25 protein-coding genes are annotated in these 25,628 nt (G+C 65.1%); 10 read left to right on the top strand and 15 right to left on the bottom strand.

Annotated features, from left to right (window positions below; all coding sequences use genetic code 11):
* Positions 1-58: 58 nt before the first annotated feature.
* Together glnE and LT988_RS10290 are read right to left on the bottom strand one after the other, a co-directional pair.
* Positions 59-2,923, bottom strand: a complete 2,865-nt coding sequence (glnE, locus tag LT988_RS10285) for a bifunctional [glutamate--ammonia ligase]-adenylyl-L-tyrosine phosphorylase/[glutamate--ammonia-ligase] adenylyltransferase (protein WP_232410051.1) — start codon at positions 2,921-2,923, stop codon at positions 59-61.
* A 10-nt stretch (positions 2,924-2,933) separates the two neighbouring features.
* Positions 2,934-3,845, bottom strand: a complete 912-nt coding sequence (locus LT988_RS10290; RefSeq protein WP_232410052.1) for a D-hexose-6-phosphate mutarotase — start codon at positions 3,843-3,845, stop codon at positions 2,934-2,936.
* Between the two features lie 405 nt (positions 3,846-4,250).
* On the opposite strand from LT988_RS10290, the gene LT988_RS10295 reads away from it, so the two are divergent.
* Positions 4,251-5,597 (top strand): MFS transporter, encoded by a 1,347-nt coding sequence (locus tag LT988_RS10295; protein ID WP_232410053.1) that lies wholly within the window; start codon positions 4,251-4,253, stop codon positions 5,595-5,597.
* 272 nt (positions 5,598-5,869) lie between these two features.
* Here LT988_RS10295 and LT988_RS10300 read toward each other — a convergent pair whose 3' ends face one another.
* The 8 genes from LT988_RS10300 to LT988_RS10335 all read right to left on the bottom strand — a co-directional run bounded on the left by LT988_RS10300 (position 5,870) and on the right by LT988_RS10335 (position 13,418).
* The gene (locus LT988_RS10300) at positions 5,870-6,322 is read right to left on the bottom strand and encodes a DUF2256 domain-containing protein (protein WP_232410054.1); all 453 of its coding nucleotides are present in this window, start codon (positions 6,320-6,322) and stop codon (positions 5,870-5,872) included.
* On the bottom strand, positions 6,319-7,890 hold the full coding sequence (locus LT988_RS10305) for an FAD-binding domain-containing protein (RefSeq protein ID WP_232410055.1): 1,572 nt from the start codon (positions 7,888-7,890) through the stop codon (positions 6,319-6,321). The genes LT988_RS10300 and LT988_RS10305 overlap by 4 nt, the downstream gene beginning before the upstream one ends.
* A gap of 5 nt (positions 7,891-7,895) precedes the next feature.
* On the bottom strand, positions 7,896-9,158 hold the full coding sequence (locus tag LT988_RS10310; protein WP_232410056.1) for an FAD-binding domain-containing protein: 1,263 nt from the start codon (positions 9,156-9,158) through the stop codon (positions 7,896-7,898).
* A gap of 68 nt (positions 9,159-9,226) precedes the next feature.
* A complete protein-coding gene (locus LT988_RS10315) occupies positions 9,227-9,769 on the bottom strand; it encodes an Hsp20/alpha crystallin family protein (RefSeq protein WP_232410057.1) in 543 nt (180 codons plus the stop codon).
* Between the two features lie 143 nt (positions 9,770-9,912).
* Positions 9,913-10,308, bottom strand: coding sequence for an Hsp20/alpha crystallin family protein (locus tag LT988_RS10320; protein WP_232410058.1), 396 nt, complete (start codon positions 10,306-10,308; stop codon positions 9,913-9,915).
* 89 nt (positions 10,309-10,397) lie between these two features.
* The gene (locus LT988_RS10325; RefSeq protein WP_232410059.1) at positions 10,398-10,841 is read right to left on the bottom strand and encodes an Hsp20/alpha crystallin family protein; all 444 of its coding nucleotides are present in this window, start codon (positions 10,839-10,841) and stop codon (positions 10,398-10,400) included.
* A 277-nt stretch (positions 10,842-11,118) separates the two neighbouring features.
* Entirely contained in the window at positions 11,119-12,495 is a 1,377-nt protein-coding gene (locus LT988_RS10330) for a sigma-54-dependent transcriptional regulator (RefSeq protein ID WP_232410060.1), read from the bottom strand.
* A complete protein-coding gene (locus LT988_RS10335) occupies positions 12,459-13,418 on the bottom strand; it encodes a sensor histidine kinase (protein ID WP_232410061.1) in 960 nt (319 codons plus the stop codon). Before LT988_RS10335 ends, LT988_RS10330 begins: the two co-directional genes overlap by 37 nt.
* Positions 13,419-14,019: 601 nt before the next feature.
* On the opposite strand from LT988_RS10335, the gene LT988_RS10340 reads away from it, so the two are divergent.
* The 3 genes from LT988_RS10340 to LT988_RS10345 are packed head-to-tail and all read left to right on the top strand — an operon-like array spanning position 14,020 to position 15,103.
* Positions 14,020-14,301, top strand: a complete 282-nt coding sequence (locus LT988_RS10340; RefSeq protein WP_232410062.1) for a hypothetical protein — start codon at positions 14,020-14,022, stop codon at positions 14,299-14,301.
* 9 nt (positions 14,302-14,310) lie between these two features.
* Positions 14,311-14,754 (top strand): PAS domain S-box protein, encoded by a 444-nt coding sequence (locus LT988_RS25545; protein WP_408648066.1) that lies wholly within the window; start codon positions 14,311-14,313, stop codon positions 14,752-14,754.
* Positions 14,714-15,103, top strand: a complete 390-nt coding sequence (locus LT988_RS10345) for a sensor histidine kinase (protein ID WP_408648067.1) — start codon at positions 14,714-14,716, stop codon at positions 15,101-15,103. The genes LT988_RS25545 and LT988_RS10345 overlap by 41 nt, the downstream gene beginning before the upstream one ends.
* Before the next feature lie 57 nt (positions 15,104-15,160).
* On the opposite strand, the gene LT988_RS10350 is transcribed toward LT988_RS10345, so the two are convergent.
* From LT988_RS10350 to LT988_RS10370, 5 genes are all read right to left on the bottom strand, one after another.
* Positions 15,161-16,111, bottom strand: a complete 951-nt coding sequence (locus LT988_RS10350; RefSeq protein WP_232410064.1) for a universal stress protein — start codon at positions 16,109-16,111, stop codon at positions 15,161-15,163.
* A 41-nt stretch (positions 16,112-16,152) separates the two neighbouring features.
* Entirely contained in the window at positions 16,153-16,425 is a 273-nt protein-coding gene (locus LT988_RS10355; protein WP_232410065.1) for a hypothetical protein, read from the bottom strand.
* A 499-nt stretch (positions 16,426-16,924) separates the two neighbouring features.
* Positions 16,925-18,574 carry a chaperonin GroEL gene (gene groL / locus LT988_RS10360; RefSeq protein ID WP_232410066.1) on the bottom strand — a complete coding sequence of 550 codons (1,650 nt, stop codon included), beginning with the start codon at positions 18,572-18,574 and terminating at the stop codon, positions 16,925-16,927.
* Positions 18,575-18,701: 127 nt separating this feature from the next.
* Positions 18,702-18,992, bottom strand: a complete 291-nt coding sequence (gene groES, locus LT988_RS10365; protein ID WP_232410067.1) for a co-chaperone GroES — start codon at positions 18,990-18,992, stop codon at positions 18,702-18,704.
* Between the two features lie 143 nt (positions 18,993-19,135).
* Positions 19,136-19,558: an FxsA family protein gene (locus LT988_RS10370; protein ID WP_232410068.1), complete on the bottom strand. Its 423-nt coding sequence runs from the start codon at positions 19,556-19,558 to the stop codon at positions 19,136-19,138.
* A 143-nt stretch (positions 19,559-19,701) separates the two neighbouring features.
* On the opposite strand from LT988_RS10370, the gene cutA reads away from it, so the two are divergent.
* The 6 genes from cutA (at position 19,702) to accC (ending at position 25,511) form a co-directional block, all read left to right on the top strand.
* Positions 19,702-20,031 (top strand): divalent-cation tolerance protein CutA, encoded by a 330-nt coding sequence (gene cutA, locus LT988_RS10375; protein WP_232410069.1) that lies wholly within the window; start codon positions 19,702-19,704, stop codon positions 20,029-20,031.
* A complete protein-coding gene (gene dsbD, locus LT988_RS10380; protein ID WP_232410070.1) occupies positions 20,010-22,475 on the top strand; it encodes a protein-disulfide reductase DsbD in 2,466 nt (821 codons plus the stop codon). The genes cutA and dsbD overlap by 22 nt, the downstream gene beginning before the upstream one ends.
* Positions 22,472-23,059, top strand: coding sequence for a TlpA family protein disulfide reductase (locus LT988_RS10385; RefSeq protein WP_232410071.1), 588 nt, complete (start codon positions 22,472-22,474; stop codon positions 23,057-23,059). The genes dsbD and LT988_RS10385 overlap by 4 nt, the downstream gene beginning before the upstream one ends.
* 107 nt (positions 23,060-23,166) lie before the next feature.
* Positions 23,167-23,628: a type II 3-dehydroquinate dehydratase gene (gene aroQ / locus LT988_RS10390; protein ID WP_232410072.1), complete on the top strand. Its 462-nt coding sequence runs from the start codon at positions 23,167-23,169 to the stop codon at positions 23,626-23,628.
* A gap of 2 nt (positions 23,629-23,630) precedes the next feature.
* Positions 23,631-24,086: an acetyl-CoA carboxylase biotin carboxyl carrier protein gene (gene accB / locus LT988_RS10395; RefSeq protein WP_232410073.1), complete on the top strand. Its 456-nt coding sequence runs from the start codon at positions 23,631-23,633 to the stop codon at positions 24,084-24,086.
* An 84-nt stretch (positions 24,087-24,170) separates the two neighbouring features.
* The gene (gene accC / locus LT988_RS10400) at positions 24,171-25,511 is read left to right on the top strand and encodes an acetyl-CoA carboxylase biotin carboxylase subunit (RefSeq protein WP_232410562.1); all 1,341 of its coding nucleotides are present in this window, start codon (positions 24,171-24,173) and stop codon (positions 25,509-25,511) included.
* Positions 25,512-25,628 lie beyond the last annotated feature (117 nt).

A 25,628-nucleotide genomic window follows, 5' to 3' on the forward strand; every position in this document is an offset into this window, starting at 1 on the left:
GTCGACTCACTCCGGTTGCATCGGGATCAAGATCCCGTTTCGATTCGAGAGACCGCCCTCAGGACGCAGGCGCGTCCATCAAGGCGTGCCACAAGGACTGGACACGCTCGCGCTCCGGCAGCAGATCCGTGTCCGCGACCGTCTTGGGCTGCTCCTGAAGGGCGCTGCGGTGATAGGCCGCGCGCAGCGCTTTGTAGGCGGCAGTCAGGTCTTCTGCCGCTCGCCCGGGCAGCAGATCGAGCCGTCCGAGGGTTTCGAGCAGGCGGATGTTGTCCGTCCAGTCGGCCAGCGCCGGGTGCTCCGACGCCCAGCGTAAGACCGCGTATTGAACCATAAACTCGATATCCGCAATACCGCCCGGGCCTTGCTTGAGATCGAAGCGTCCGTCGCGGCTTTTGTCGAGATTGGCACGCATCTTCGCGCGCATCTCCCGAACGTCGTTGCGCAGCTGCTCGGGCTCGCGTTCGCGGCAGATGATCGTCCGCCTCAGCACGCCGAAACGCTGGGCCAACTGCGGATCTCCGGCCACCGGACGGGCGCGGATCAGGGCTTGATGCTCCCAGGTCCAGGCATCGTTCGATTGATAGGCGTCGAAGGCGGCGAGCGAGCGCACGAGCAGCCCGCGGTTACCCTCCGGGCGCAAACGCATATCGATTTCGTAGAGCACACCCGAGGGGGTCTGAGTCGTGAGGATGTGGATGATGCGTTGCCCCAGACGCGCGAAGAACTGCTCGTTGCTGATCTCCTTCGCCCCGTCGGTCATCGCGGTCTGCGACTCGGTGCCGTGGACGAAGACCAGATCCAGATCCGAGCCGTAGCCGAGCTCGATCCCGCCGAGCTTGCCGTAACCCAGCACGAGGAAACCGGTCGCCTCCCCGATGATCTCGGTCGGGTGACCATGCCGCTGCGCGAGATGATCGAACGCCAACCGCAAGACGCGACGGATCGACACTTCGGCGATCTCGGTCAGATAGTCGCTCACCACCATGAGCGGGATGACCTCGGTCAGATCGGCCGCCGCGACACGCAGCATGTTGCCCTGCGCGAACTGGCGCAGACGTTCCATCTGCTGTTCCAGGTCATCGGCATCGACATACAGCAATAGGGCATCGAGCTCGGCCTCCAGATCCACCCGCCGCAAGGGTGCATAGAGTCGACGCGTGTCGATCATCTCGTCCAAGAGCAGCGGGTGGCGCGAGATCCGATCCGTAAACCAGGGGCTCATGCTCGCCAGACGCGCGAGCTGGGCCAGGATCACCGGATGCTCGCTCAGCATCGCCAGGTAGGACGTCCTGCGTGCGACGGCCTCGAGCACCTTGAGCACGCGCTCGAGGGCGAAGTCGGGCTGCTCGCTCGCGGCCGTCTCGCGCAGCACCATCGGCACCAGCCGCTCCAAGCGCTCGTGACCTCGTCGACTCAGACCCTTGCGTGCGATCGAATCGCGGAACTGGATCAGCCGAGACTGGATCGCCTCGGGCTCGGCGAACCCGGCCTCCGCCAGCGCCGAAACCTCGTCGGCCGCATCGCCCTCGCCATGCCAGAGCGCAATTAAACCTGGGTCGTGCGAAACCGCTTCCGTCTCGGGTGCAGCGAACACCTCGTCGAACTGGCCCTGAACATGACGGCGATGCGCCTCCAATACGGTTTCGAAGGCTGGCCATTCGTCAAACCCCATCGAACGCGCCAGACGCAGCCGTCCCGGTTCGTCGGCGGGCAACAGATGGGTCTGCTTGTCGCGATAGGCCTGGATGCGGTTCTCGACCAAGCGGAGAAAACAGTAGGCATCATCCAGTCCCTGCACGGCGGACTCGGGCATCAATTGCTTGTGTGCCAGCAGTGCGAGGACCTCGCGGATGGGGCGGATCTGTAGATCCGCATCGTGACCTCCGCGGATGAGCTGGAACGCCTGGCCGATGAACTCGATCTCGCGGATACCGCCCGGACCGAGCTTGATATTGGCCTCCATGCCGCGCCGATAGAGCTCTTTGGCGATCATCCGCTTGAGGTCGCGGAGGGACTCGATGGCACCGAAATCGAGATAGCGCCGATAGACGAAGGGACGCAGCATCGCCATCAGCTCGCGCGCGTCGTCGGGGTCGCCGGCCACGACGCGCGCCTTGATCATGGCGTAGCGCTCCCACTCGCGCGCCTGCGTCTGATAATAATCCTCCAGCGCGTTGAAGCTCATCGCCAGCGGACCGGACTCGCCGAAGGGACGCAGGCGCGTATCGACGCGAAAGACGAAGCCGTCGACGGTCTGGCTCCCCAGCGACTGCGCCAAGCGCTGCCCGAGCTTGGTGAAGAATTGTTCGTTGGCGAGCGTGCGTGGACCGCCTTCGGTCTCGCCGTTGGCCGCAAAGGCAAAGATAAGATCGATGTCCGAGCTGAGGTTGAGCTCGCGCGCGCCGAGCTTGCCCATGCCCAACACGGTCATCTGCAGCGCGCGGCCCGCCTCGTCGCGCGGCGTGCCGAGCTCGGCGCGGGTCCAGTTGTAAAGGCGATCCAGAGCGCCCTGGATGCAAAGATCGGCCAAGGCAGTGAGATGTTCCAACGTCTCCGCCAGATCGGCCCGACCGGCAATGTCGCGCCAGATGATGCGAATCATCTCGCGCCGGCGAAAACGACGGAGGGCTTGGTGCAGACCGGGCTCGTCCGTGACCGGCGCCAGCGCAGCCTCGAAGCCGCGCGCCAGTGACGCGGAATCGTGGGCTTGCTCGAGCTCGCCGCTTGCGATCAGGTCGGCCAAGACCTCCGGATGACGGGCAACCGAGATGGCGACGTAGTCGCTGGCCTCCCAGACACGCGCGCGCGCGTCCGCGAAGTCCGGTGCGCCCGGCACGTCGACACCCTGCTGTGCCGCCCAGTCGAGCCAGGTCTGCCATTGCGCTTCGGTTGCCGGGTCGAGATTGCGAAAAGGATCCATGGGGACGCGATCAGAGCGGCTCGATGGCATAGCGCGCGGCGAGACGATAGGTCTCGGCGGGCTGGATCTCGATCACCTCCGAGGCCGTGTTGACCGTCTCGACGCAGACGAAGCGCCGGTAGTCCTGATCGTCGAGGTCGTCCATCGCCTTCGCGGTCTCGACCCAGGGGTTCCAGACCACGGCCGTTCGGCTATGCTCGGATTCGATGCGGATGCGCCGATCCAGGGTCGGGTCGACGACGGTCAGAACCGGCGGCACATCCTCGTAGATGCGATTGACCTCGCGCTCGAACGCGACCTGACCCTCCTGGCGGATCACGGCATCCGCGCCGTCGGCGGCCTTGTCGATATAGCTGCGCCCGTCGAGTCCTTTGACCCGAACCCGACTCGCGTCGCCGACCTTGAAATAGGCATGTAGACCTTGCGTGATGCTGAAGGGCCTGTCACCGGCATTCAGTGTACTCAAGGACACCGACAGGTTCGCGCCGACATGGATGTCGACCAGGAGATTGAAGTATTGGGGCCAGATCGCGCGGGTGCCGGCGTCGTCGGCGACCCCCATCTGCACCCGGGTCGATCCGTCGGCAAGCGATTCGGTCGCGAGCACTTGCCAGGGCCAGGCCCGCACGAACCCGTGGGCGGGTCGTCCCTTTGCCTCGGGGTCCGCACCGAACCAGGGCCAACAGATCGGAATACCGCCCTTGATCGCCTTTCCCTCCGCGAAATAGGCACGCTCGCTCACGAAGAGCAGGTCATCCGCGGCATCGCTCGGACGATACGCCAACACCTGTCCGCCGTAGGGCGAAATCAGGGCCGTTGCCTGCGCGTTGGCGATCTCGATCATGGTCAGGCCGCCGCGGCCTTCGGCGAAACGCAGGACGCCGTCGATGCCGTGCTCGGCGCTCAATGCCTGGATGTCCATGGATGTTTCTCCGTGTCGGTGGGGCACTTCGTGTTGAATGGCCCATATGGTCAAGGAATCTGCGGACGGCCGAGCTTGGGCACTCGGCATCCCGCAATCTCGGCCGACGGCCGAGCCCGATCGCGACGGGTGGTCGGGAGCGTAGCTCCGGAGCTACTGCTCCGCAAGGCGCCACATTGGCGCCTTGCGAACGATCGGTTTCTGAAATCTCTCGCGGAGACACGGCGATGCGTAGAACAGGACAATTTCTCCTTGGTGCGCTCCGTGTCTGCGTGAGCGCTTTTTCGGAGCCGACACTCGGGTGCAGAATAGACGGGTCGGTGGCCGACGCGGGGCTTGCCGCCCCCCGGGTGTGCCCGAGCCAAGTTGTACCGCAACTGGATCCCGACCGAGCCGATGGAGCCCATGGACCCGATATCAGTAAACCGGACGACACCCAACCGCCGGCCCGAATGGCTGGAAAGTCTCTACGAGCGCCTCGCCGAGGACGACGAGGGACGAACGTGCAAAGAGATCAGCGCCGAGGCCTGTCACGAGACACCGGGCAATTTCCTCTACACCCTGATCGCGAACACGCTGAGCAACATCGCCGACCGTCTGGCCAGCGCGAAGACCACCCTGCCCTGGTTGCTCCTGCAGCTCGGCGCACCGGCCTGGATGCTCAGCCTGCTGGTGCCGATCCGCGAATCCGGCTCCATGCTGCCGCAGATCCTGATCGGCGAGATCGTCCGGCGACAGGCCATCCGTAAGTGGGTATGGGTCTGGGGCGGTGTGGTCCAAGGGCTCTGCCTGGCCGCGATCGGCTGGGCCGCCTTCGCGCTCGAAGGGGCGATGGCGGGCGCCACTGTCATTGGACTGCTGATCCTCTTCAGCCTGGCCCGCGGCGCCTGCTCGGTCGCCTACAAGGACGTGCAGGGCAAGACCATCCCCAAGACCCGCCGCGGCCGCCTGTCCGGCTGGATCAGCGCCATCGCCGGACTCGGCGCCATGGGTGTCGGCTTGGGTCTCGGCGCCGTGCAGGACGCGAGCGAGTCGACCGGTCTCTATGTCGCTCTCCTGGCGGGTGCGGCCCTCCTGTGGTTCCTGGCCGCCTGGTCATTCAGCCGCATCGTCGAGTTCCCCGGCGCCACCGAGGGCGGCTCCAACGCGCTGGCCGAGGCCTTCGCCCGGCTCGCGATCATGCGCGACGACGAGCCCTTCCGGAGATTCGTGATCGCTCGAGCGCTGGCGATGGGCTCCGGGCTCGCGGCGCCCTTCTACGTGGCGTTGGCCCGTGATGACCTCGGGGGTGCCATCTCGCTGCTCGGCATCTTCATCGCCGTGGAAGGCCTCGCCGGCCTGGTGAGCTCCCCGGTCTGGGGACGCTGGTCGGATCACTCCAGCCGACAGGTCTTCGCCGCCGCCTGCGGGTTGGCTGCAGCCCTCTCGATCGCGGTCGCCCTCTGGTCCTGGCTCGGAATGCCGAGCACGGCGGCGATCTGGTTCTACCCGATCGCCTTCTTCGGACTCGGCATCGCGCACGCCGGCGTGCGGCTCGGGCGCAAAACCTATCTGGTCGACATGGCCGACGGCAACAAGCGCACCGACTATGTTGCCGTCAGTAACAGCGTCATCGGCGCACTATTGCTCGTGTCCGGGCTGCTCGGCGCATTGGCGGCAACCGTCTCGGTAGAGGCCACGATCCTTCTGCTCGGTCTGGCCGGGCTGGCCGGAGTAACGCTCAGCCTGAAGTGGAAGGAGGTTTCGGGGTGATACGAAGAGGCCCGGCAACCCACCTGTGTCGCCACTTCAGCCCGGCCACAAGGCCCCGCGCTGGGAGCGGAGATGACGCCGATCCGACGGTGTCATCGGTCGTTCGATGCCGTCGCTCGATCGCGCGTCGCGGCGGTAGCCATCGTCCGCATGGCTTGTGGCAGGAGCTGTTTCCGGAGGTGCGACCCGATTCGCGGGCAGGACCGACGCGATGACGCCGACACCGAATTCCCGCGGATCGACCACCGGCTCGCGGGCCGATCGCATCGCGCTCAGGCACTGGCCTCGGCGCCGGCACCTGAATCGACTCCGATGAGGATGCGGCTGGCCCGCATTGATTCCGGTTTGCTGAATGCCTCGGGATGCTCGTCGTAGAAGGCCTTCGCCTGTGCATCGGTGATCTCGATCTTCGAAACTACCTCGTTCTCGACGAACGCCTTGATCATAGTCCCGCGTTTGAGTTGCTCGCGCAGCCCGTCAGGGGTGATCCCCTTCTTTGCGAGCGCATCGTTCCACTCCTCTTCGCTCGGCGAACGCCGAGCGTTGCCCTGCCGCGACGGACGGTCTTTTGTCCTCGTTCTCTCCGCCTGCGACACGCGACGGCGGCACGCCTCAGAGCAATAGCGGACCGATTCCCAGCAGGCGGCCCAGCGTTTGCGCCATGTGAATGATCGATCGCAGGTCGCGCAGATCTTGGTCGGGAGGTGGGGCTTCTTGTGGCTCATGAGGTCGACTCCGGGCTCGGGAGTCGTCTTCTCTTGCCGTCTGTCTCCTTGGTGGTCGTCGGCGTCCGGCTCGAGCCGGGGCTGCGTCGACGGCTGCCGTGGGTCTCGAAGATGGCCCGGCTTTCGGCTCGGGATTCGAGGGTACGACGGATCGCGCCGATGCGGCGCCGGGCCTCACGGGCGGCCGCCTCGTGGTCGACAATCGGGGCCGGGTAGTCCCGGCCGATCAGGCATCCGCAGGCCTCTTGCTCGTCGCTGCACATCTTCCAAGGTGCGTGGATTCGGGCGTCCGGGACGTTGGCCAGCTCGGGCACCCAGCGGCGGATAAAGAGGCCATCGGGGTCCTGGTCTTGCGACTGCTTGACCGGGTTGTAGATCCGGAGGGTGTTGATCCCTGTGGTGCCGGATTGCATCTGGACCTGGGACCAGTGGATACCGGGCTCGTAGTCGGTGAAGACGCGCGCCAGGTGCAGGCCGGGCTCGCGCCAGTGCAGCCAGAGATGGTACGCGCCGAAGGACACCAACATGGCACGCATTCGGAAGTTGATCCAGCCAGTGTGGATCAGGGCCCGCATGCAGGCGTCGACGAAGGGGAAGCCGGTCCGGCCTTGGCGCCACGCATCGAGCCGATGCGCATCCGGTGTCGGATCGCGCAGACCGTCACAGGCGCGGTGCATATTCTCGAGCTCGATGCGGGGCTCGCTCTCCAGCTTCTGCATGAAGTGGCAGTGCCAGTGGAGCCGGCCCTCGAAGGCCGAGAGCGCTTTGGGCCAGGTGCCACGTTGCCCGCTGGTTCGGGCAAGCGCCGCGACCTGCTCGCGGCGATGGCGGGTCGCTTGGACCAGCTCGCGGATCGAGAGCGTTCCCCACGCGAGATGGGGGCTCAGGCGCGAACAGGCGTCGTAGGCAGTCAAAGGGCTCGACATCTCGAGGTGATAGGCTTCGCCGCGCTCACGCAGGAAGGCGTCGAGGGTGGCGGCACCGGCACGCCGACCGCCGGGTTGGCGCCCCGGACAGGGATCATCGGCGATCCCGAGATCTTGGCTGTTCGGAATGGCGCCGAGCCCGCCGATCTCGGACAGCGCCCCCAAGGGACGAAGTGTCGGCGGCGCCTCCAACGGGGTCCGCAGGCGCTGCTCGCGGATCTTCGACCATCGGTTGCGCGTTTCGAGGCGTCGGACCACACCGTTCTGGGGCAGCTCATGCCAGGGGATGCCGCGGCTGCGCAGCAGATCGCCGACGGCGATGTCCCGCGCATAGGTCCAGCCGTTGCCGGTCTCCTCATGCGACCATAGGGCCTGAATGGGCAGACGATTCAGCAGCTCGCTCAAGACCGGGACGGCCTCTCCGACTCGGATCACCAAGGGCTGGCCCAGCGCGGCAAGATCCTTTTGCAGCTCACCCAGGCACTCGGCGATGAAGGCCCAGTGGCGACCCGAGGCATCCGGTTGAGACCAATATCCGGGCTCGGCGACGTAGAGCGGCAGAACTGGGCCGCGCCGCGCGGCCTCCGCGAGTGCGGCGTGGTCGTAGACACGGAGGTCTCGCTTGAACCAGACGAGCTGCATGGGTTTCATCCGGGTTGAGGTTGCTCGGTGCGCCTGAGACCACCGAGATGGGCTTGGCGACGGGCGTGCTCGCGGAAGGGGAAGAATCCGCGGGTGGCACCGGGCCACAGACTGCTGTCCCAGGTCCGGCGAGATCGGACGAGCGCGATGCCGTGGTTGGCGAGTCGCGCGTCGAGCTGCTCGAGCCGCTCCCGCCATCGGCCGACCGGTGTTTCGAGCGTGACGACTCGGCGCACTGCGAGGTCGCGCGCCCATGCCTCGGTCGCGGCCAGCCAATCGGTCTCGTCCAGTGCGTGTGACAGCACCGCGAAATGCGCCTCGGCTCGTGAGAGGGCATCGCCAATCGCGCCGCGCGAAAAATCGACGACCGGAGGAGCGAAGTCGAGGTCCTTCCCGAGCGTCTCATCCCAGCCTCCGGCGACGCCTTGAAACCTCCGCATCGACAGTTGCGAGACCTCCGGGGCGAGATCCTCCGGCGTCAGAAGCAGCCCGCTCGGAAGGTCCGTCTCCAACTCGACCGACGCCGGGAGCAAACGGGGTTTGAGGTCCAGCGGCGGTTCGGTCAGGGGCGGGGCCTGCTCGTCGAGCTCACCTTTGGGGTCGAAGCGCCCATCGGTGTAGCGGGCGATGTTCTCCGCACGGGCCAGGTAGTGCTTGCCCCGCGTGTGCAACCCCGCGACCCAGCGCCAAGAGAGGGTATTGGAGGCTGGATCACCGTCCAGGAGGTGACGCAGGAAGAAGGCGGCACCGAGCGTCCAGGGCAGACGTAGGGTGAAGATCCAGATACTCGCGAACCACATTCGGGCGTGGTTGTGCAGGTAACCCGTCTCGATGAGCTCCCGCGCCCAGGCATCGAAGCAGGCCATCCCACTCCGGCCGGCGATCGCCTCGGCATAGCGGATCGACGACGCCCCCGCGAGTCCGTCGCGGTCGCGCCGGAGCTGGTCGAGATAACGATCCCAGACGTGCGGGCGAAGCTCGAGCCAGCCTTTCCAATAAGTCCGCCACAGCACCTCGGAAACGAAGGTGTCGACCGACTCCCGGGGATGGGCATCCAGAACCGCGGCGACCGCCTCGCGCTCCAGGATCAGACGGTGCCGCAGGTAAGGCGAGAGCCGCGAGACCCGATCGTGAGGCGGGACGGCCCGATTGCGCTCGCGGGCGTAGTTCGCGGCATGCGGGACAAACGACGCCAAACGCGCAAGGCCGACCGACCGAGTCGGGGCGTCGGCCAGCGGGGCATGGCCGGGACAACCAGCTCGTCGCATCGGTTTCTCCGTCGTGTTCGGAGAACAAGAGATGGACGACGTCGGACGCTTTTCAACCCGGAGGCGGTTTAGTGCACGGTCACCTTGATCGGCTCTCGCCGCCTTGATTTGTCCTTCGGAAGCTCGACACGCAGGACGCCGTGCTTGTAGCTCGCCTTGGCCTTGCCGCTCTCGACCTCGTCGGGTAAGGGGATGGCGCGCTCGAAGTGGCCGTAGGCGCATTCGGTGACGTGGTAACGGCCTTTGGACTCTTCGCGCTCGACCCGCTTCTCGCCGCGGACAACCAGGTAGCCGTCCATCACCTGAAGTTCGAAGTCGTCCTTGTCCATGCCGGGGGCCTCGAGACGCACGACGATCTTGTCCTCGTCATCCGAGACCTCTGCAGCCAGGACGCCCCAACCGCCGCTCGGAAGGGTCGTGCCCCACGCCGGAGCCCGGAAGCCGCTCCACAGGTCGAGGCTCCGCCCCCCGCGCTCGCGGATCGGTCTCGCACCCTTGTGCGTGAAGCGGGTCACCGCCCCGGCGGCTTGATCGTAGAGTCGCTCCCAGCCGTCGCGGACATGGTCCCACGCCCGTGTGATGTCCTGTCCAATCTGTTGAAGTGTCGACATGCTGCCCTCCGCAAATCAGGACCCCGGCGCACGAACCCTTCCGGTATCCGCCGCATGGACCGGACATCGGTCTCGGGCGCCGGGATCTTAGGGATCGTCGGGCGCGCAGCGGCCGTGGCTGCGGCGCCTCTCGCTTCGTCCCCTCAACCCACGTTGACTTGGATCTTACGGGGTTGAAGCTCGGCGCGTTTCGGCACCTTCAGGGTCAGAACGCCGCCCTGCATCTGCGCATCGATTTGGTCTGCCTGGAGCTCTCGGCTCAGCGTGAAGCTGCGGCGGAACCGGGTGGTGCGCAGGTCGGCATAGAGGGCCTCCATCTCGCTTGGCATCTCGATCGCCGCCTCGCCCTCGATCAAAAGGGTGTCCTTATCCACCTGGACGGAGAGCCGCTCGCGCGAAACGCCCGGCAGATCGGCCACCAAGGTGATCCCGGCGGCGTCTTCGTAGATGTCCACCGGCGGCAGCAACGCCGCCTCTTCGGCACGCGCGGCCTGCATCTCGCTCTGCTCTCGTGCCTGCATACCTGTGTTCTCGCTCATGGTGAAAGTCCTCGCTGATTTCGTTTCGTTTGCGGTGCGGCCACAGTCAGTGTTGTGCCCGGGACCGGTGCAAGCAGGGCCGGTGCGGCCTATTTGACCTCGATGCGGCGCGGCTTGACCTCTTCGCGTCGCTCGATGGTCACTTGCAGCACGCCGTCGCGATAATTGGCCTGAACCTTTTCCGGATCGACGTCTTCGGGCAACGTAATCACGCGCCGAAAGGCGCCGTCGAACCGCTCATTCCGGTAGAGCTGGACATCGTCCGGCAGCGTCGCCTTGCGCTCGCCGGAGAGTGTCAACAGGTTCTGCTGGAGCGAGATGTCGAGACCCTTCGGATCGACGCCTGCCGCAAACACATAGACATCAACCCGACTCGGTGATGCCCCGATGTTGATCGCGGGGAAGGTTCCCGCCGCAACAGAGCGGATCCCCGACATCCCCGACCGGGCGCCGAAGGCGGCGTCCATCTCATCGCGCATCCGCTCGAGTTGATTGAACAGGTCCGTATCGAAGCCTCTGAGATACCCCCACATGACATGCCTCCTCTCGATGTTTCGGGGTTGAAGACGCGACACGCGACGGTATCGCCGCAGTCGCACCAATCACTCGATGGATCCGATGCATTTGGCACGCCAGTCAACAGACGTTTGTTTTTAAGGGATATCGGACGGCTCGCGAGCCGGGAGAGCGGTCAGTCTGACCGGTTCAGGGGCCACAAGGCCGGCCAGAATGGCCGGGGCGGACAACCAGCCGGCGCATCGAGATCAGACCACAGCAAGCAACAACGATGGCGATGACATGGAGGCAGAGTCACCCTCCGTTGAGTTTGCGGCGCAGGGTCCGCTCGCCGATGCCGAGGGCCTTGGCGGCACGCGCTCGGTTGTGCCCGCTGTCCATGAGGGCCGCTTCGATCAAGAGCCACTCGGCATCCGCGAGTCGGGTCCCCTTGGGAACGAACACCCCGTCGCCGGGCGGAAGGGATTCGACGGCGGAGCGTGGAAGCACGGGTTGGAGCAGCTTCGGGCCGATCTCGCGCACGCCCGGCGGGAGCCGCACGGCGAGGCGGGCCATCAGGTTGCGGAGCTCACGGACGTTGCCCGGCCAGGGGTAACGCTCGAGCAACGCCAGAGCCTCCCGATCCAGCTTGGGTGCAGCCCCACTCCAACCCATATCGCGCAGTCCGTTGGCGAGAAATCGCTCGGCCAGCAGACCGATGTCCTTCGGACGCTCGCGCAGTGTCGGAAGGCGCAGCGGCAGGACATTGAGTCGATACAGCAGATCCTGACGGAACAGTCCGGACTCGACCCGTTCCTCGAGCGGACGATGGGTCGCCGCGACCACGCGGACATCGACAGCGGTGTCGCGCTCCCCGCCGAGACGCTGGACGGCCCCCGTCTCCAGCACCCGCAGCAGACTGACCTGGGACGCAGAGGACATCTCGCCGATCTCGTCGAGGAAGAGCGTCCCCTCATGGGCCTGCTCGAACCGACCGCGGTGCAGACGCGCCGCGCCCGTGAAGGCGCCCTTCTCGTGTCCGAACAGCTCGGCCTCGAGCATGGTCTCCGGAATGGCCCCGCAGTTGACCGCGACAAATGGGCCTTGCGCACGCGGGCCTAACCCATGGAGCGCACGCGCCACGAGCTCCTTGCCCGTGCCTGTGCGACCCTCGATGAGCACGGGCTCGGCGCTCAAGGCAAAGCGCGGAAGCTCCATCAAGGCGAGGACCATCACCGGATCGCGAAACCACAGATACGGGGAAAGCCGCTCGGCCAGGTCGTCCCGCGCCCGCTTGCCGGCTAAGTCGGCCTCGAGGCGCACCGCCAACTCCAGCGGATCGGCGGGCTTCTCGAAGTAGTGTCGAGCACCCTGCTTAAGCGCTTCGACCGCATTGGTCACGCTGCCGTGACCCGTAATGACGTAGAAGGCCGCGTCCGGACCGTGCGCAAGATACTCCGGCAAGAGGTCGAGCCCGATCCCGTCCTTCAGACGCAGATCCACCAGCAGAGCATCGGGTGTGGTTTCGGCCAGGACTCGCCGCGCCTCGCGCAGACTCCCGACCCCCGTCACGCGGGCACCGAGTCCGGCGAGCACACGCTGCAGACCGCGCACGATGGCGGGGTCATCGTCCACGACAAGCAGCGAGAGACCACTCAGATCCGGGAGTCGATCGTTCGAGGCTTCCACCATCCGGGGATCTCCGGTTGCTCCAACGGAAGAATCAAGGTCACCCGCACCCCGCCTTCGGCCCGATTCTCGATCCGGATTCGGCCGTGGTGCGCCTCGACGATGCGCCGCACGATGGAAAGCCCGAGTCCGGTCCCATCGACCTTAGTCGTAAAGAAGGGCACGAAGACCTGTGCCAGGTCATCCGGCTCGATGCCGCACCCGCGGTCCTCGACCCGAATCCTCAGACCCTCGCGGATCGCCGCGGCCTCGACCCGGATGACCCCGGATCCCTGGCCGCTCTGGGCCGCATTGACGAGCAGATTCAACAGGGCATCGCGAATCGCACCGCTCTGCAGCGCGGGACGCGGAAGGCCCTCGCCGATCGCCAGCTCGATCTCCAGACCATGGCGCCTGACAACCGGCTCGGCCAGCCGAGCCGCATCCCGGATCAAGGCATCGAGATCCGCAGGCCCGTAATGCTCGTCTCGGTGCCGGGTCAGATCCAGAAAGCCGGAGAGCTTTTGGTTCAGGGCGACGATGTCCCGATCGAGCTCGGCCGCGATCTCCGCAACCTGATCCGGCGACACGAGCAGGGCCTTGGCGTTGGCACGCAGCGCCATGAGCGGGTTGCGCAGGTCGTGGACAAGCTCGGCGGCGATCTCGGTCAGAGAGGCACGCCGATAGATCTCTTGAACATGTCCCTCCGCGCGACGGCTCTCCCGAACCGCAACGCGTGCGATCGCGAACGCGATCAGAATGACGCATGCGCCGACCGAGAACGCGAGCAGCAGCGCCGCCTTGGTCGACCCAATGGTCCCATCTGTCGCGGTCGCCGGGGCATCGAGCCAAAGCATCGTCCCGACCGCCAGAAGGAGATAGACGATCGAGAGAACCGCGAAGGGCAGGATCAAGAGGCGCGATGTCGGGGCGGCGGAGCGGATCATCCGGTGTCACCGAGACATCATGGGCATCGTTGGATTGAAACCGCGTCCGGAGTGCAGTGCATCGTTTTCATCTCGTATCAGGCTCAAGGATTTTTCCGATCTTTGTGGGGACGCGGGCTAAAGATTGAACATCGATTCCTACCTTCAACGGCTCGAGCGCCGAGAGTTGTCGGAGCCGGCGCGGCCAAACCAATCCGACAAACGACCCATACCGCAAGAGGCTTGGTGTTGGTGCCAAGAACGCTAGTGAATGAGAACGACAAGATCATGAGCCGAAGAGCGATGCCTCCGAGTGTGTCTGAGCACAGACCCCGTGCGCGTCTTCGGACCCTCGTCCTTTCTCTCGTGGTTTATCCTATCCGGGTTGCTCCTGACAAGCGCTCGGGCCATTCATCGAGGGCGCCGCGGGTGGCAAGACCCGCCATCGCGGCGGGCGTCTGATCCAATCCGCACCGCTCTACACGGTGATCGGCAACCGCGCGTTCATGGGGCGGTCGCCTCCCGGCCTGGGTCTCGCCGAGGAATCCAGCCCAACTGTGCCGCGCCAGGCCGCAGAGACGGGCTTCATAGGCGGGGCGGGCGGATCAATCCGAACGGCTGGGTGAAGACAAACCGCGCGACCTATACTGTGGCGGAGAGCGTCGCCGGTGCCTTGAGCCGAGGCGAGACAGAGCCCTCGGGAGCGGATGCTGAAGAGCGTGCTGGCGATCGACAACGATCAGAGCTGCGTGACGCCTTCGACCTTGCGTTGGCGGGAATGAGAATTCATGTCGGGAACGCGATCGACGGGGAGGCGGGTATCAACAGCGCGCGACGTTGCCCGCCGGATGAGATCCGTCTCGACATCTGCGGTCATTTCGGCATTTCGGCCGAGTCGAGCTGAGGAAGAAGGATGAGCGGCGCCGACCGGCCTGAGCCGTCACCACTGACCAAGCTGTACCGCGTCTATTTCGCGCGCGCCAATCTGGGCTTTGCGCTGACATCCCCTCAGAAGGGTTGGCTGCACGTCAATCCCCACTTTTGCGAGATGCTCGGATACAGCGCGGAGGAGCTCAAGCAAGTCACCTGGGCCGACCTGACCCACCCCGACGACCTTCAGGCGGATGTCTCCCAGTTCGCTCGACGGCGAGATCGAGTCCTACGAGCTCGACAAGCGATTCATCCGAAAAGACGGCCGCGTTGTTCCGACCCACCTGACCGTCGCTTGCGAGCGCGACCCGGAGGGCCGGCTCGATGTCGCGCTCCCGACCCTGACCGATCTGAGCGATCGTCACGCCACGGTCGAGGCACTCAAGTTGAGCGAGGAACGCTTCCAACTGCTGATCAACGCCCGTGACGCGTTCTCCGGGTCCCTACGCCGCGAGATCGAGATCCGCGGCGGAGACCTGCCCGGGCTGGTCCGGGTCGAAATCGCCGACTCGGGTCCAGGCGTTCCCGCGGATCTGAAGACGGCAATCTTCGATCCCTTCTTCAGCACCGAGCCGCCGGGCAAGGGGACTGGACTCGGGTTACCGAAATCGTTGAGCATCGTCGACAGTCTGGGAGGCCGGTTGGAGCTGCGCGACACCGATGGCGCAGGCACGGTGTTTCGGATCACCCTGCCCTCGGCCCCGGACGAAGACGAACCGGAAGCGGTACACCCCGAGAACACCGACGCCTCGGTGCGGAGCAGACAAGCTCGGTAGGGCCACTTGATCGCTCATCAAGGCCGCCCGGTCGGCTGCAAGGTGACGCGCAGCCGATCAGATTAGGGTCACCGGGGATACGAAACCCTGCGGCTTGATCGCCAACACGGCGATTCGCGAGCCTTGCAGCACATCTTCCGCAGTCGTGCCGATAAACACCCCGGCCTCCCGGGGGCGACCGATCGTCCCCATCACGATCAGGTCACTGCTCAATGCGTCGGCGTGCGCCAACACCTGTTCCGCCGCATGACCCTTGGCGAAATGGACCCGGCCGTCGCCAATACCGAGACCGTAATCGGCGACCAAGGCGCCGAGTGCCTCGGCATGATGACGCTCGATATGCCTCAACGCATCGGCAAACCCGCTGCCCGCGCCGGCAGCCGAAGCACCCGGCCACTCCTCGGCGGCCGTGAACTGCCACGCGTGCACCACATTGAGTTGGGCACCATCACGTCTCGCGAGAGCGGTCGCCTGCTCCATGATCGCCTGATTCAGAGGCCGGGCATCGATAGCCACCGGATCGACCGCAGCGAGGATCGAGCGGTAGGTCGGACCAGCCTCGGCACCGCGCTCTTTGGACTCGCGGTGGATCCACACCGGGCAGGGGCATTTTCGCAGCAGGTGCATATCGACGCTTCCGAACAGGCCAGCTCCTACGCCCGTACGCGGCCGAACCGGTTTGATCAAGAGGTCGTAATCGTTTTGCAGGACCGCGCGAATGACCTCGACGAAGGGGTTGCCGATCGGCGTGCGCACATGCGGAAGCAGGTCGCCGGCCCACTCCGACGCGAGTCGGGTCAGGGCGGCGTCGCGTTGCTCGCTCTGCTGTACCTCGTCGGCCAGACCGTAGCGCTTGATCAGATCCGCCGCCAAGCCGGATTCCGGCGTGACGTCGATCAGCGTCAGACGGGCTTGATTCTGCCGGGCCAGATCGATCGCCCGCATCAAGGTCGAGTTCGGGCCGAAGTCGCCGTCGGCGAAATAGAGGATATTCTTCACGTCCTGCATCGTTGCCTCGCTGCCGACGGTCGCTCGATGGCGCCGTATGGCTAGGTTGATCGCGTGGAGAGCCGGTAGGCAGTAGAGGGATGCGGCACGCATGCGCTCGATACCAGCGCGGATCCAACGTATCGAGCGCCGGGATACCCAAGAAAAGTCGATGCATCGCGCGGGACGCCGCCGTGGTCCTTGCGCGCGGCGTCCCTGCCGCCGGCTGCGGTCACCGCGTAGCCCGTCGCCCCGGCCGCGCAGATAATCTTGGTGATGTCCTTAAGTAGAACCTTCTCAGTGATGAGCGCAAACTTTGGCGCTTTCTGCGCCATGATGCATTACCTCTCGCCGTCTGCCGGCGTTGTCTTGTCGAAAAGCCCGACCTCATGATGCCTCGCCCCGAGGCGACGAGACATCCCCGGGACCGCAAGCCGCGGGCCCGGCCGGCGGGATTTAGACCCCGCATACCGCTTGGGCCAAACCGATATAGAGCGGGATGCCGATCGCGATGGCGACAGGCGTACCGACGCTCGTCGATGCACCGATTTAAGCTGACGGATTGGCGCTCGGGATACCGGCGCGCAAGTTCGGCAGCCCTGAGATATCGGATCTTGTCAGTTGCCGGCCGATGCCGGCCACCCGAGGATCGGTCTGGCCGAAAATCGAAGGGCGAGCAGCTAGTACCCCGTTCGGCCTTAATCTACGTGTTCACCGAGGCGAGAAACGATCAACTCGCTCAAGGGCATTGCTACAGCGGAGAGACAACAAAAAACCCCGCCCGATCATCGATCGGGCGGGGTTTTTTCTGCAACTGGACGCAGACGGACGGGCTTACATCATGCCCATGCCGCCCATGTCGCCCATGCCGCCCATACCGCCGCCGCCCGGCATCGGGGCGTCGTCCTTCGGCTCTTCGGCGACCATGGCCTCAGTGGTGATCATGAGACCGGCGACCGACGCGGCGTTTTGAAGCGCCGAGCGGGTGACCTTGGTGGGATCCAGGATGCCCATGTCGACCATGTCGCCGTATTCGCCGTTGGCGGCGTTGTAGCCGAAGTTACCCGAGCCTTCGACGACCTTGTGCAGGATGACGGACGGCTCGCAGCCGGCGTTGGCGACGATCTGCCGCAGCGGCTCTTCCATGGCGCGACGCGCGATGGTGATCCCGACGTCCTGGTCGTGGTTCGCACCGCTCAGGCCCTTGACCGCGGTCTGGGCACGGACCAGCGCAACACCGCCGCCGGGGACGATGCCTTCCTCGACCGCCGCACGGGTGGCATGCAGCGCGTCTTCGACACGCGCCTTCTTCTCCTTCATCTCCATCTCGGTGGCGGCACCGACCTTGATGACGGCCACACCGCCGGCCAGCTTGGCCAGACGTTCTTGGAGCTTCTCGCGGTCGTAGTCGGAGCTGGTCTCCTCGACCTGGGCGCGGATCTGCTCGCAGCGCGCCTTGATGTCCATTTCGGAGCCGGCACCGTCGATGAGGGTGGTCTCGTCCTTGCCGACCTGCACGCGCTTGGCGGTACCCAGATCGTTAAGGGTCGCCTTCTCGAGCGCCAGACCGACCTCTTCGGAGATCACGGTCGCACCGGTGAGGATGGCGATGTCCTGCAGCATGGCCTTGCGACGATCACCGAAGCCCGGGGCCTTGACGGCGCAGACCTTCACGATGCCGCGCAGGGTGTTGACCACCAGGGTGGCCAGCGCCTCGCCTTCGACGTCCTCGGCGATGATCAGCAGCGGACGGCCGGCCTTGGCGACCGCTTCGAGCACCGGCAGAAGCTCGCGGATATTGGAGATCTTCTTGTCGTGCAGGAGGATGAAGGGGTCTTCCAGCTCGGCGCTCTGGCTCTGCTGGTTGTTGATGAAGTAGGGCGAGAGGTAGCCGCGGTCGAACTGCATCCCTTCGACGACATCCAGCTCGTTGTGCAGGGAGGTGCCGTCCTCGACGGTGATGACGCCTTCCTTGCCGACCTTCTCCATCGCCTCGGCGATGATCTGGCCGATCGACTCGTCCGAGTTGGCCGAGATGGTGCCGACCTGGGCGATCGCCTTGGACTCGGTGCAGGGCTTGGAGAGGTTCTTGAGCTCTTCCACGGCCGCTTCGACGGCCTTGTCCATGCCGCGCTTCAGGTCCATCGGGTTCATGCCGGCAGCAACGGCCTTGAGACCTTCACGGACCATGGCTTGCGCCAGAACCGTCGCGGTGGTGGTGCCGTCGCCGGCGATGTCGGAGGTGTGGGAAGCGACTTCCTTCACCATCTGAGCGCCCATGTTCTCGAACTTGTCGCTCAGCTCGATTTCCTTGGCGACGGACACGCCGTCCTTGGTGACGGTCGGGGCACCGAAGGACTTCTCGAGGACAACGTTGCGCCCCTTGGGACCCAGCGTCACCTTCACGGCGTTGGCGAGGATGTTGACACCCTCCATCATGCGGGCACGGGCTTCACCGCCGAACTTGACGTCTTTTGCACTCATAGTGTTGATCCTTAATTCGTTTCTTTGAATTTCGATGCTGTCGGGGACGCGTGTCGAGCCGGCGCGGCTCGCTCGCGGGGCTCACGGGTGGCGTGGATGCGGGCTTCCCGGAGGGAAGCGCTCGGCATCAGCCCTCGATGACGCCCATGATGTCTTCTTCGCGCATCACCAGAAACTCTTTGCCGTCGAGCTTCACCTCGGTGCCGGAATACTTGCCGAACAGGACGCGGTCACCGACTTTCACATCCAGCGGGCGGCTCTCGCCGTTGTCGAGGATCTTGCCCTTGCCGACGGCGATAATCTCGCCCTGAATCGGCTTCTCGGTGGCGGAGTCCGGGATCACGATGCCGCCGGCGGTCGTGCGCTCTTCTTCCATGCGACGGACAACGACGCGGTCGTGCAGGGGACGAATATTCATGTGGTGGTCTCCTCGTGCGGTTGACGGGTTCGGAGTGCGGGTGAGCAGTCCGTTTCGGCCCGCTCTGTTAGCACTCATCTCAAACGAGTGCTAATAGTAGAGCCTTATCCTCGTCTGTCAAGCGTCGGAGGGTTCGACCTGCCTCAATCTTCGCGACGGTAGTCGCCTTCGATGACCCTCGGCCCCTCTTCGGCTCCGGGGGGCGCACCGGGTCGGACCGGGATGACCCGAACGTAGCGCCCGACGATCCAATGCCGCAGGGGCGGGACGAGCAACAAAAACCCGATCGTATCGGTCAGAAAGCCGGGAAGGAGCAGAAAGAGTCCGGCAACGAGGAGCAGCGCGCCATCCAAGACCTCCAATGCCGGGACCTCGCCGCGATCGGTCATCTCGCGCACGCGCATGAGCAAGCCGAAACCTTGGTGGCGAACCAGCCAGATCCCGACGACGGCGGTGAGGATGGCCAGGGCGATCGTCGGAAACGCCCCGATTTCGGACCCGACCCGGATCATGACGTAGATCTCGATCATCGGAATTCCGATGACCAGCAGAAGCAAAAAAGGCACGATAATGGTCTCCCGAAGTGGTCGGTCGGTCCGCGCTCGGTCGGCCGAGATCCCTTAAACCGACAAACATTGTGGTAGAAGAAGGTTGACCCGTTGCAGGATAGTGGAACCCCAACCCTTATGAAACGCCGCCGAACCACCGCATGACGGCAGACCACCGCCTGATCTTCTGCACCTGCCCCGACGATACCTCGGCCGGACGCATCGCCGAGGCATTGGTCGACGAGCGCCTTGCCGCCTGCGCCAATCTGCTGCCGGGCATCACCTCGATTTATCGCTGGGAGGGTCAGATCCAACGCGATCCCGAGGTCTTGCTCCTGATCAAGACCACGACCGAGCGCGTCGGCGCATTGACCGAGCGCCTGCGCGCATTGCATCCCTACGAGATTCCGGAAATCATCGCGGTCCCCGTCACCGAGGGACTCCCCGACTATCTGAGCTGGGTAACGACATGCACCGACCACAACGACTGAGCCCCGGAATCGGGGCCGCCGTCGAGCAGCGCCACGCCGCCATCGACGACATCGCCACCGAACAGCAGGCCCCGGGACAACGGCCGTCGCGCGGGACATCTGCCGCGGTACGATTCTTGGCCGCCGCGTTGACCTGGCTGCTCGTCGCCGGAGCGTCGCCGCTCGCGTCGGGGGAGGACGAATTCCTGATGCCGGATCAGGCCTTCCGCATTTCGGGTGAGGCCGACGGCCCGGACGCCGTTCGGGTGCGCTGGGAGATCGCCGACGGCTATTACATGTATCAGAGTAAGTTCGGGTTCCAGACGGAAACCGTCGGGATCTCGACCGGGGGCCCGCAAATGCCCGACGGAAAGACCAAGGAGGACGAATTCTTCGGTAAGGTCCAGGTCTATCGCGACAGCGTCGAGATCCGGGTCCCGGTCACGCGCTCGACGGGAGCCGGCAACTTCCTGACCCTCGAGGCGACCTCGCAGGGCTGCGCCGATGCCGGACTCTGCTACCCGCCGCACCGCCAGCGCCTGCTGCTCGAGCTGCCGGAAATGGTTGCCGCAACGCCTATCGCAGCCGAGACCGCGCCCGCCGCCGAGACTCCGTCACCGATTCAGGGCGAGCAATCGCCGAAGGCTTTGGCGGGGTTAGGCCAGTCGCTCGGCTTGGGCGCGGATGACGATATCCTCCCTGCCGAGGAGGCGTTCCGCTTCTCGGCGGAGGTCGCCGGACCGGACCGGCTCCAGTTGACCTGGGATGTTGCCGAGGGAACTTATCTCTACAGCCATATGCTCGAGCTGGCGCTCGAGGACGGGAGCGAGGTCGCCATCGGGCCGTTCGAGCGGCCCGCCGGCGACATCAAGAAGGACTCCATCCTTCCCGACGGCAGCGTCGGCGATGTCGAGGTCTATCACGATCGGGTCGATCTGAGCCTGCCCCTGCTGCGTGGGTCGACCGAGCCGACCGAGGTGACCCTAGTCGCCAAATACCAAGGCTGCGCCGAGATCGGCATCTGCTATCCGCCACAGACACAGAAGGTCGCACTGAGCCTGCCGGAGGCGCTGGTGACGGCGGCTCTGCCAACAGCGGCAGCCGCGGCCACGACGGCCGGCGCGACACCGGAAAGTGCGCCGTCGGTCGCGGACGACACGGTCTCGGAGCAGGACCGGATCGCCTCTGTTCTCGCCAACAGCGGCGTCTGGGTGGTGATCGCGGCCTTCTTCGGATTCGGCCTCTTGCTCGCCTTCACGCCCTGTGTCTTCCCGATGATCCCGATCCTCTCGGGCATTATTGCCGGACAAGGCCCGAACATCACCACACGCAAGGCTTTTACCCTGTCGCTGGTCTATGTCCTGGCCATGGCCTTGACCTACACGGTGGTCGGCGTGCTGGCGGGGCTCTTCGGCGCGAATCTACAGGCAGCCTTCCAGAACCCGTGGGTTCTGACCTCCTTCGCGTTGATCTTCGTGCTGCTTGCGCTGTCCATGTTCGGCTTCTACGACCTGCAACTGCCGTCCAGCTTCCAGTCTAAGCTCGCCGAAATCAGCAACAAGCAGGAGGGCGGCACCTTGCTGGGCGTGGCCATCATGGGCCTGCTCTCGGCACTGATCGTCGGACCCTGCGTCGCCCCGCCGCTCTTCGGGGCACTCATCTACATCAGCCAGACCGGGGACGCGGTGCTCGGCGGTATCGCCCTGTTCGCCCTGAGTATGGGGATGGGTGCGCCCCTGATCGCCATCGGCACCTCGGCCGGCAAGCTGTTGCCGCGCGCCGGCGGTTGGATGGATGCGGTCAAGGCGGTATTCGGCGTCGCCCTGCTCGGCGTCGCCATCTTCATGCTCGAACGGATCCTGCCGGCGGCCGTCGCAATGCTGCTGTGGGGGCTGCTGCTGATCTGCTCGGCGGTCTACATGGGCGCATTGACCCAACTGCCGCAGGGGGCAACCGGGTGGAGCAAGCTTTGGAAGGGACTCGGCGTCTTTCTGCTCATCTACGGCGCACTCATGCTGCTCGGCGCCGCGGCCGGCGGCAAGGATACGATCCAACCGCTGCGCGGGCTGGCCGTGGGCGGCAGCGGTGGCGCCGCAGCCGAGGCGGTCTTTACCCCGGTAAAGACGCTCGAGGACCTCGATCGCGAGGTCGCCAAGGCGGGCGCGCTCGGCAAACCGGTCATGCTGGACTTCTATGCAGACTGGTGCGTGACCTGCAAGGAGCTGGAGCGCTACACCTTCAGCGATCCTGCCGTGATCGCGGAGATGGACCGCTTCGTCCTGCTTAAGGCAGACGTCACGGCCAACGACGCGGATGATCAGGCCCTGATGAAGCACTTCGGCATTATTGGACCACCCGCCATCCTGTACTTCGACCCCGCGGGACAAGAGCTCAAAAACTATCGCTTGGTCGGCTTCAAACCCGCCGATGACTTCGTCGAGCACCTGCGCCGGGCCGCGCCATGAGCGCGATTCGCGTGGGGATGGTCATTTTGCTTGCGGGCGGAATCAGCGTCGGGGTCGCCATTGTCGGCCAACGCTGGATCGGAGCGCCGAAGCCCGATTCGGGATTGCCGGCCCGCCAATCAGCGCCCCTACAAACCTTGCCTGACTTCGGCCTGACTGACCTTGCCGGTTCGAAGGTCAGCAGCGAGGCCTGGGCCGGTAAGGTCGTGGTCATCAACTATTGGGCAAGCTGGTGCCCGCCCTGCGTTCGCGAGATGCCGCTCTTTATCGAAACGCAGGAGGCACTCGGCGAGGCCGGCGTGCAGGTGGTGGGCATCGCCGTGGACCGCCCCGAAGACGTCGAGGCATTCGTCGCCCAATACCCGGTCAACTACCCAATCTTGGTAGCCAACCCGGAGGCTGTCGCCCTCTCGAAGCGACTCGGAAACCGGGTCGAAGGGCTGCCCTTCACGGTGATCTTCGACCGCCGCGGGCGCCGTGTCTTCAGCCGCACCGGCGAGGTCACGGCCGCCGAGCTCAAGGCCGAGCTTGGCGCCTTAGTCGATGCCGAAGGCTCCGCGGAATCCGACGAGGACGCGTCTTAGCTGGACAACATCGCGTAAAATCCGCACAATTCGCGCCGATTTGCTGCCGATCCAAAACAGATCGGCGGGTACACTGAGACTCGGATGAGTTGGAGCATATTGACCGGATGGCCGCGATCCTGGTCCTGAACGGACCGAACCTCAACCTGCTCGGAACCCGCGAGCCGGAGTACTACGGCCGCGCCACGCTGGCGGAGATCCACCAGGGCTTGGAGGATGCGGCACGTGCTGAAGGCTTCACGCTGGAATGCATCCAGAGCAACGCCGAGCATGTCCTGATCGAGGCGGTCCATCGTGCGGCGCACGACGGGGTTCGCTTCATCATCCTGAATCCGGCTGCCTTTACCCACACGAGCGTCGCCCTGCGCGATGCGCTGCTCGGGGTCGGGATTCCCTTCATCGAGGTGCACCTCTCCAACGTGCATGCCCGCGAGCCGTTTCGGGCCCATTCCTATTTCTCCGACATCGCCGTCGGGGTGATCAGCGGGCTCGGGGCCGAGGGCTACTTTTCAGCATTGCGCGCCGCGGCCGGTCGGCTCGCGCCGGACCTTTCCAACGAGAACCACTGACCATGGATATCCGCAAGGTAAAGAAGCTGATCGAGCTGTTGGAGCAATCCGACGTCGCGGAGATCGAGATCCACGAGGGCGAGGAATCGGTCCGCATCAGCCGACACGGCAGCAGCGCGATGCCGATGTATATGCCTCAAGCAATGCCGATGGGCATCGGCGCCGCGCCGGCTGCGGTGCCGGCCGCAAAGGCGGGCGATGAAGATGATGTCGAGGAGATGGAGGGAGAGGTCGTGCGCTCGCCGATGGTCGGCACCTTTTACCGCGCCCCCTCTCCGGGTTCCAAGCCGTTCGTCGAGGAAGGCCAAAGCGTGAAGGCCGGCGAGACGCTCTGCATCATCGAGGCGATGAAGATCCTCAACCAGATCGAGTGCGAGCAAGGCGGCACCATCAGACGTATCCTGGTCGAGAACGGTCAGCCGGTCGAATACAACCAGCCGCTGTTCGTCATCGAATAAGGGCGGAGGCTAGCGTCCCCGTCGTCGAGCGCCGCCCCGATTCGCCGCGCCTCCCTCAGCAAAGACATCGCCACCATGCCAGCAATGATCGAGAAGGTCCTGATCGCCAACCGGGGCGAGATCGCGCTCCGGATCCTGCGCGCCTGTCGCGAGCTGGGCATCAAGACGGTCGCGGTGCATTCCGAAGCGGACCGCGACCTCAAGCACGTCCTCTTGGCCGACGAGTCGGTCTGCATCGGCCCTGCCGCCTCGCTGCACAGCTATCTCAACGTGCCGGCGATCATCAGCGCAGCCGAGGTCACCGACACGGTCGCCATCCACCCCGGCTACGGCTTCCTGTCCGAGAACGCCGATTTCGCCGAGCGGGTCGAACGCTCCGGCTTCATCTTCATCGGCCCGCGCCCCGAAACCATCCGCCTGATGGGCGACAAGGTCTCGGCGATCGCCGCCATGAACAAGGCCGGCGTACCCTGCGTGCCCGGCTCCGATGGCCCGCTCGACGACAACAAGAAACGCACGCTGGAGATCGCCCGTCAGATCGGCTACCCGGTGATCATCAAGGCATCCGGCGGCGGGGGCGGTCGCGGCATGCGTGTCGTCCACTCCGAGGCGACCTTGCTGAACGCCATCTCCCTGACCAAGGCGGAGGCCGCCGCAGCCTTCAACAACGACATGGTCTACATGGAGAAGTACCTGGAGAACCCGCGTCACATCGAGTTCCAGGTACTCTCGGACCAGCACGGCAACGCTATCCATCTCGGCGAGCGCGACTGCTCCATGCAGCGCCGCCACCAGAAGGTCGTCGAAGAGGCACCCGCGCCGGGCATCACCGAAGCACAACGCCGCGAGATCGGCGAGCGCTGTGCGGAGGCCTGCCGCACCATCGGTTATCGCGGCGCCGGCACCTTCGAATTCCTCTTCGAGGACGGCTGCTTCTATTTCATCGAGATGAACACGCGCGTGCAGGTCGAGCACCCGGTTACCGAGATGATCACGGGCGTGGACATCGTCAAAGAGCAGATCCTGATCGCCGCCGGCGAGCCGCTGCGCTACACGCAGGACGACATCGTGATCCGCGGGCATGCCGTGGAGTGCCGACTCAACGCCGAGGACTCCGAGACCTTCATGCCGAGCCCCGGCAAGATCACCGAATTCCATGCCCCCGGCGGCCCCGGCGTGCGACTCGAAACGCACATCTATACCGGCTACACCGTACCGCGCTACTACGACTCCATGATCGGCAAGCTGATCACCCACGGCGAGGACCGCGAGGCTGCGATTGCGCGGATGTGTAATGCGCTGCGCGAGACGGTGATCGACGGCATCAACACCAATATCAAGCTGCAGCGGTCGATTCTCAGGGACGGGGCGTTTCTGGCCGGCGGGGCGAATATCCATTATCTGGAAAAGAAGCTCGGCATGTGATGCTGAACCGCGTTTCGAGCGACATGCAACGTTCGAGAGGGCGTCGATGTCGGCGCGATTGGATGACTCGGCGCGACGCGGTTCAGGACGTTAAGACTAACGCATGACTCGGACCGG

The sequence above is a fragment of the Thiocapsa bogorovii genome (assembly GCF_021228795.1).
Lineage (GTDB): Bacteria > Pseudomonadota > Gammaproteobacteria > Chromatiales > Chromatiaceae > Thiocapsa > Thiocapsa bogorovii.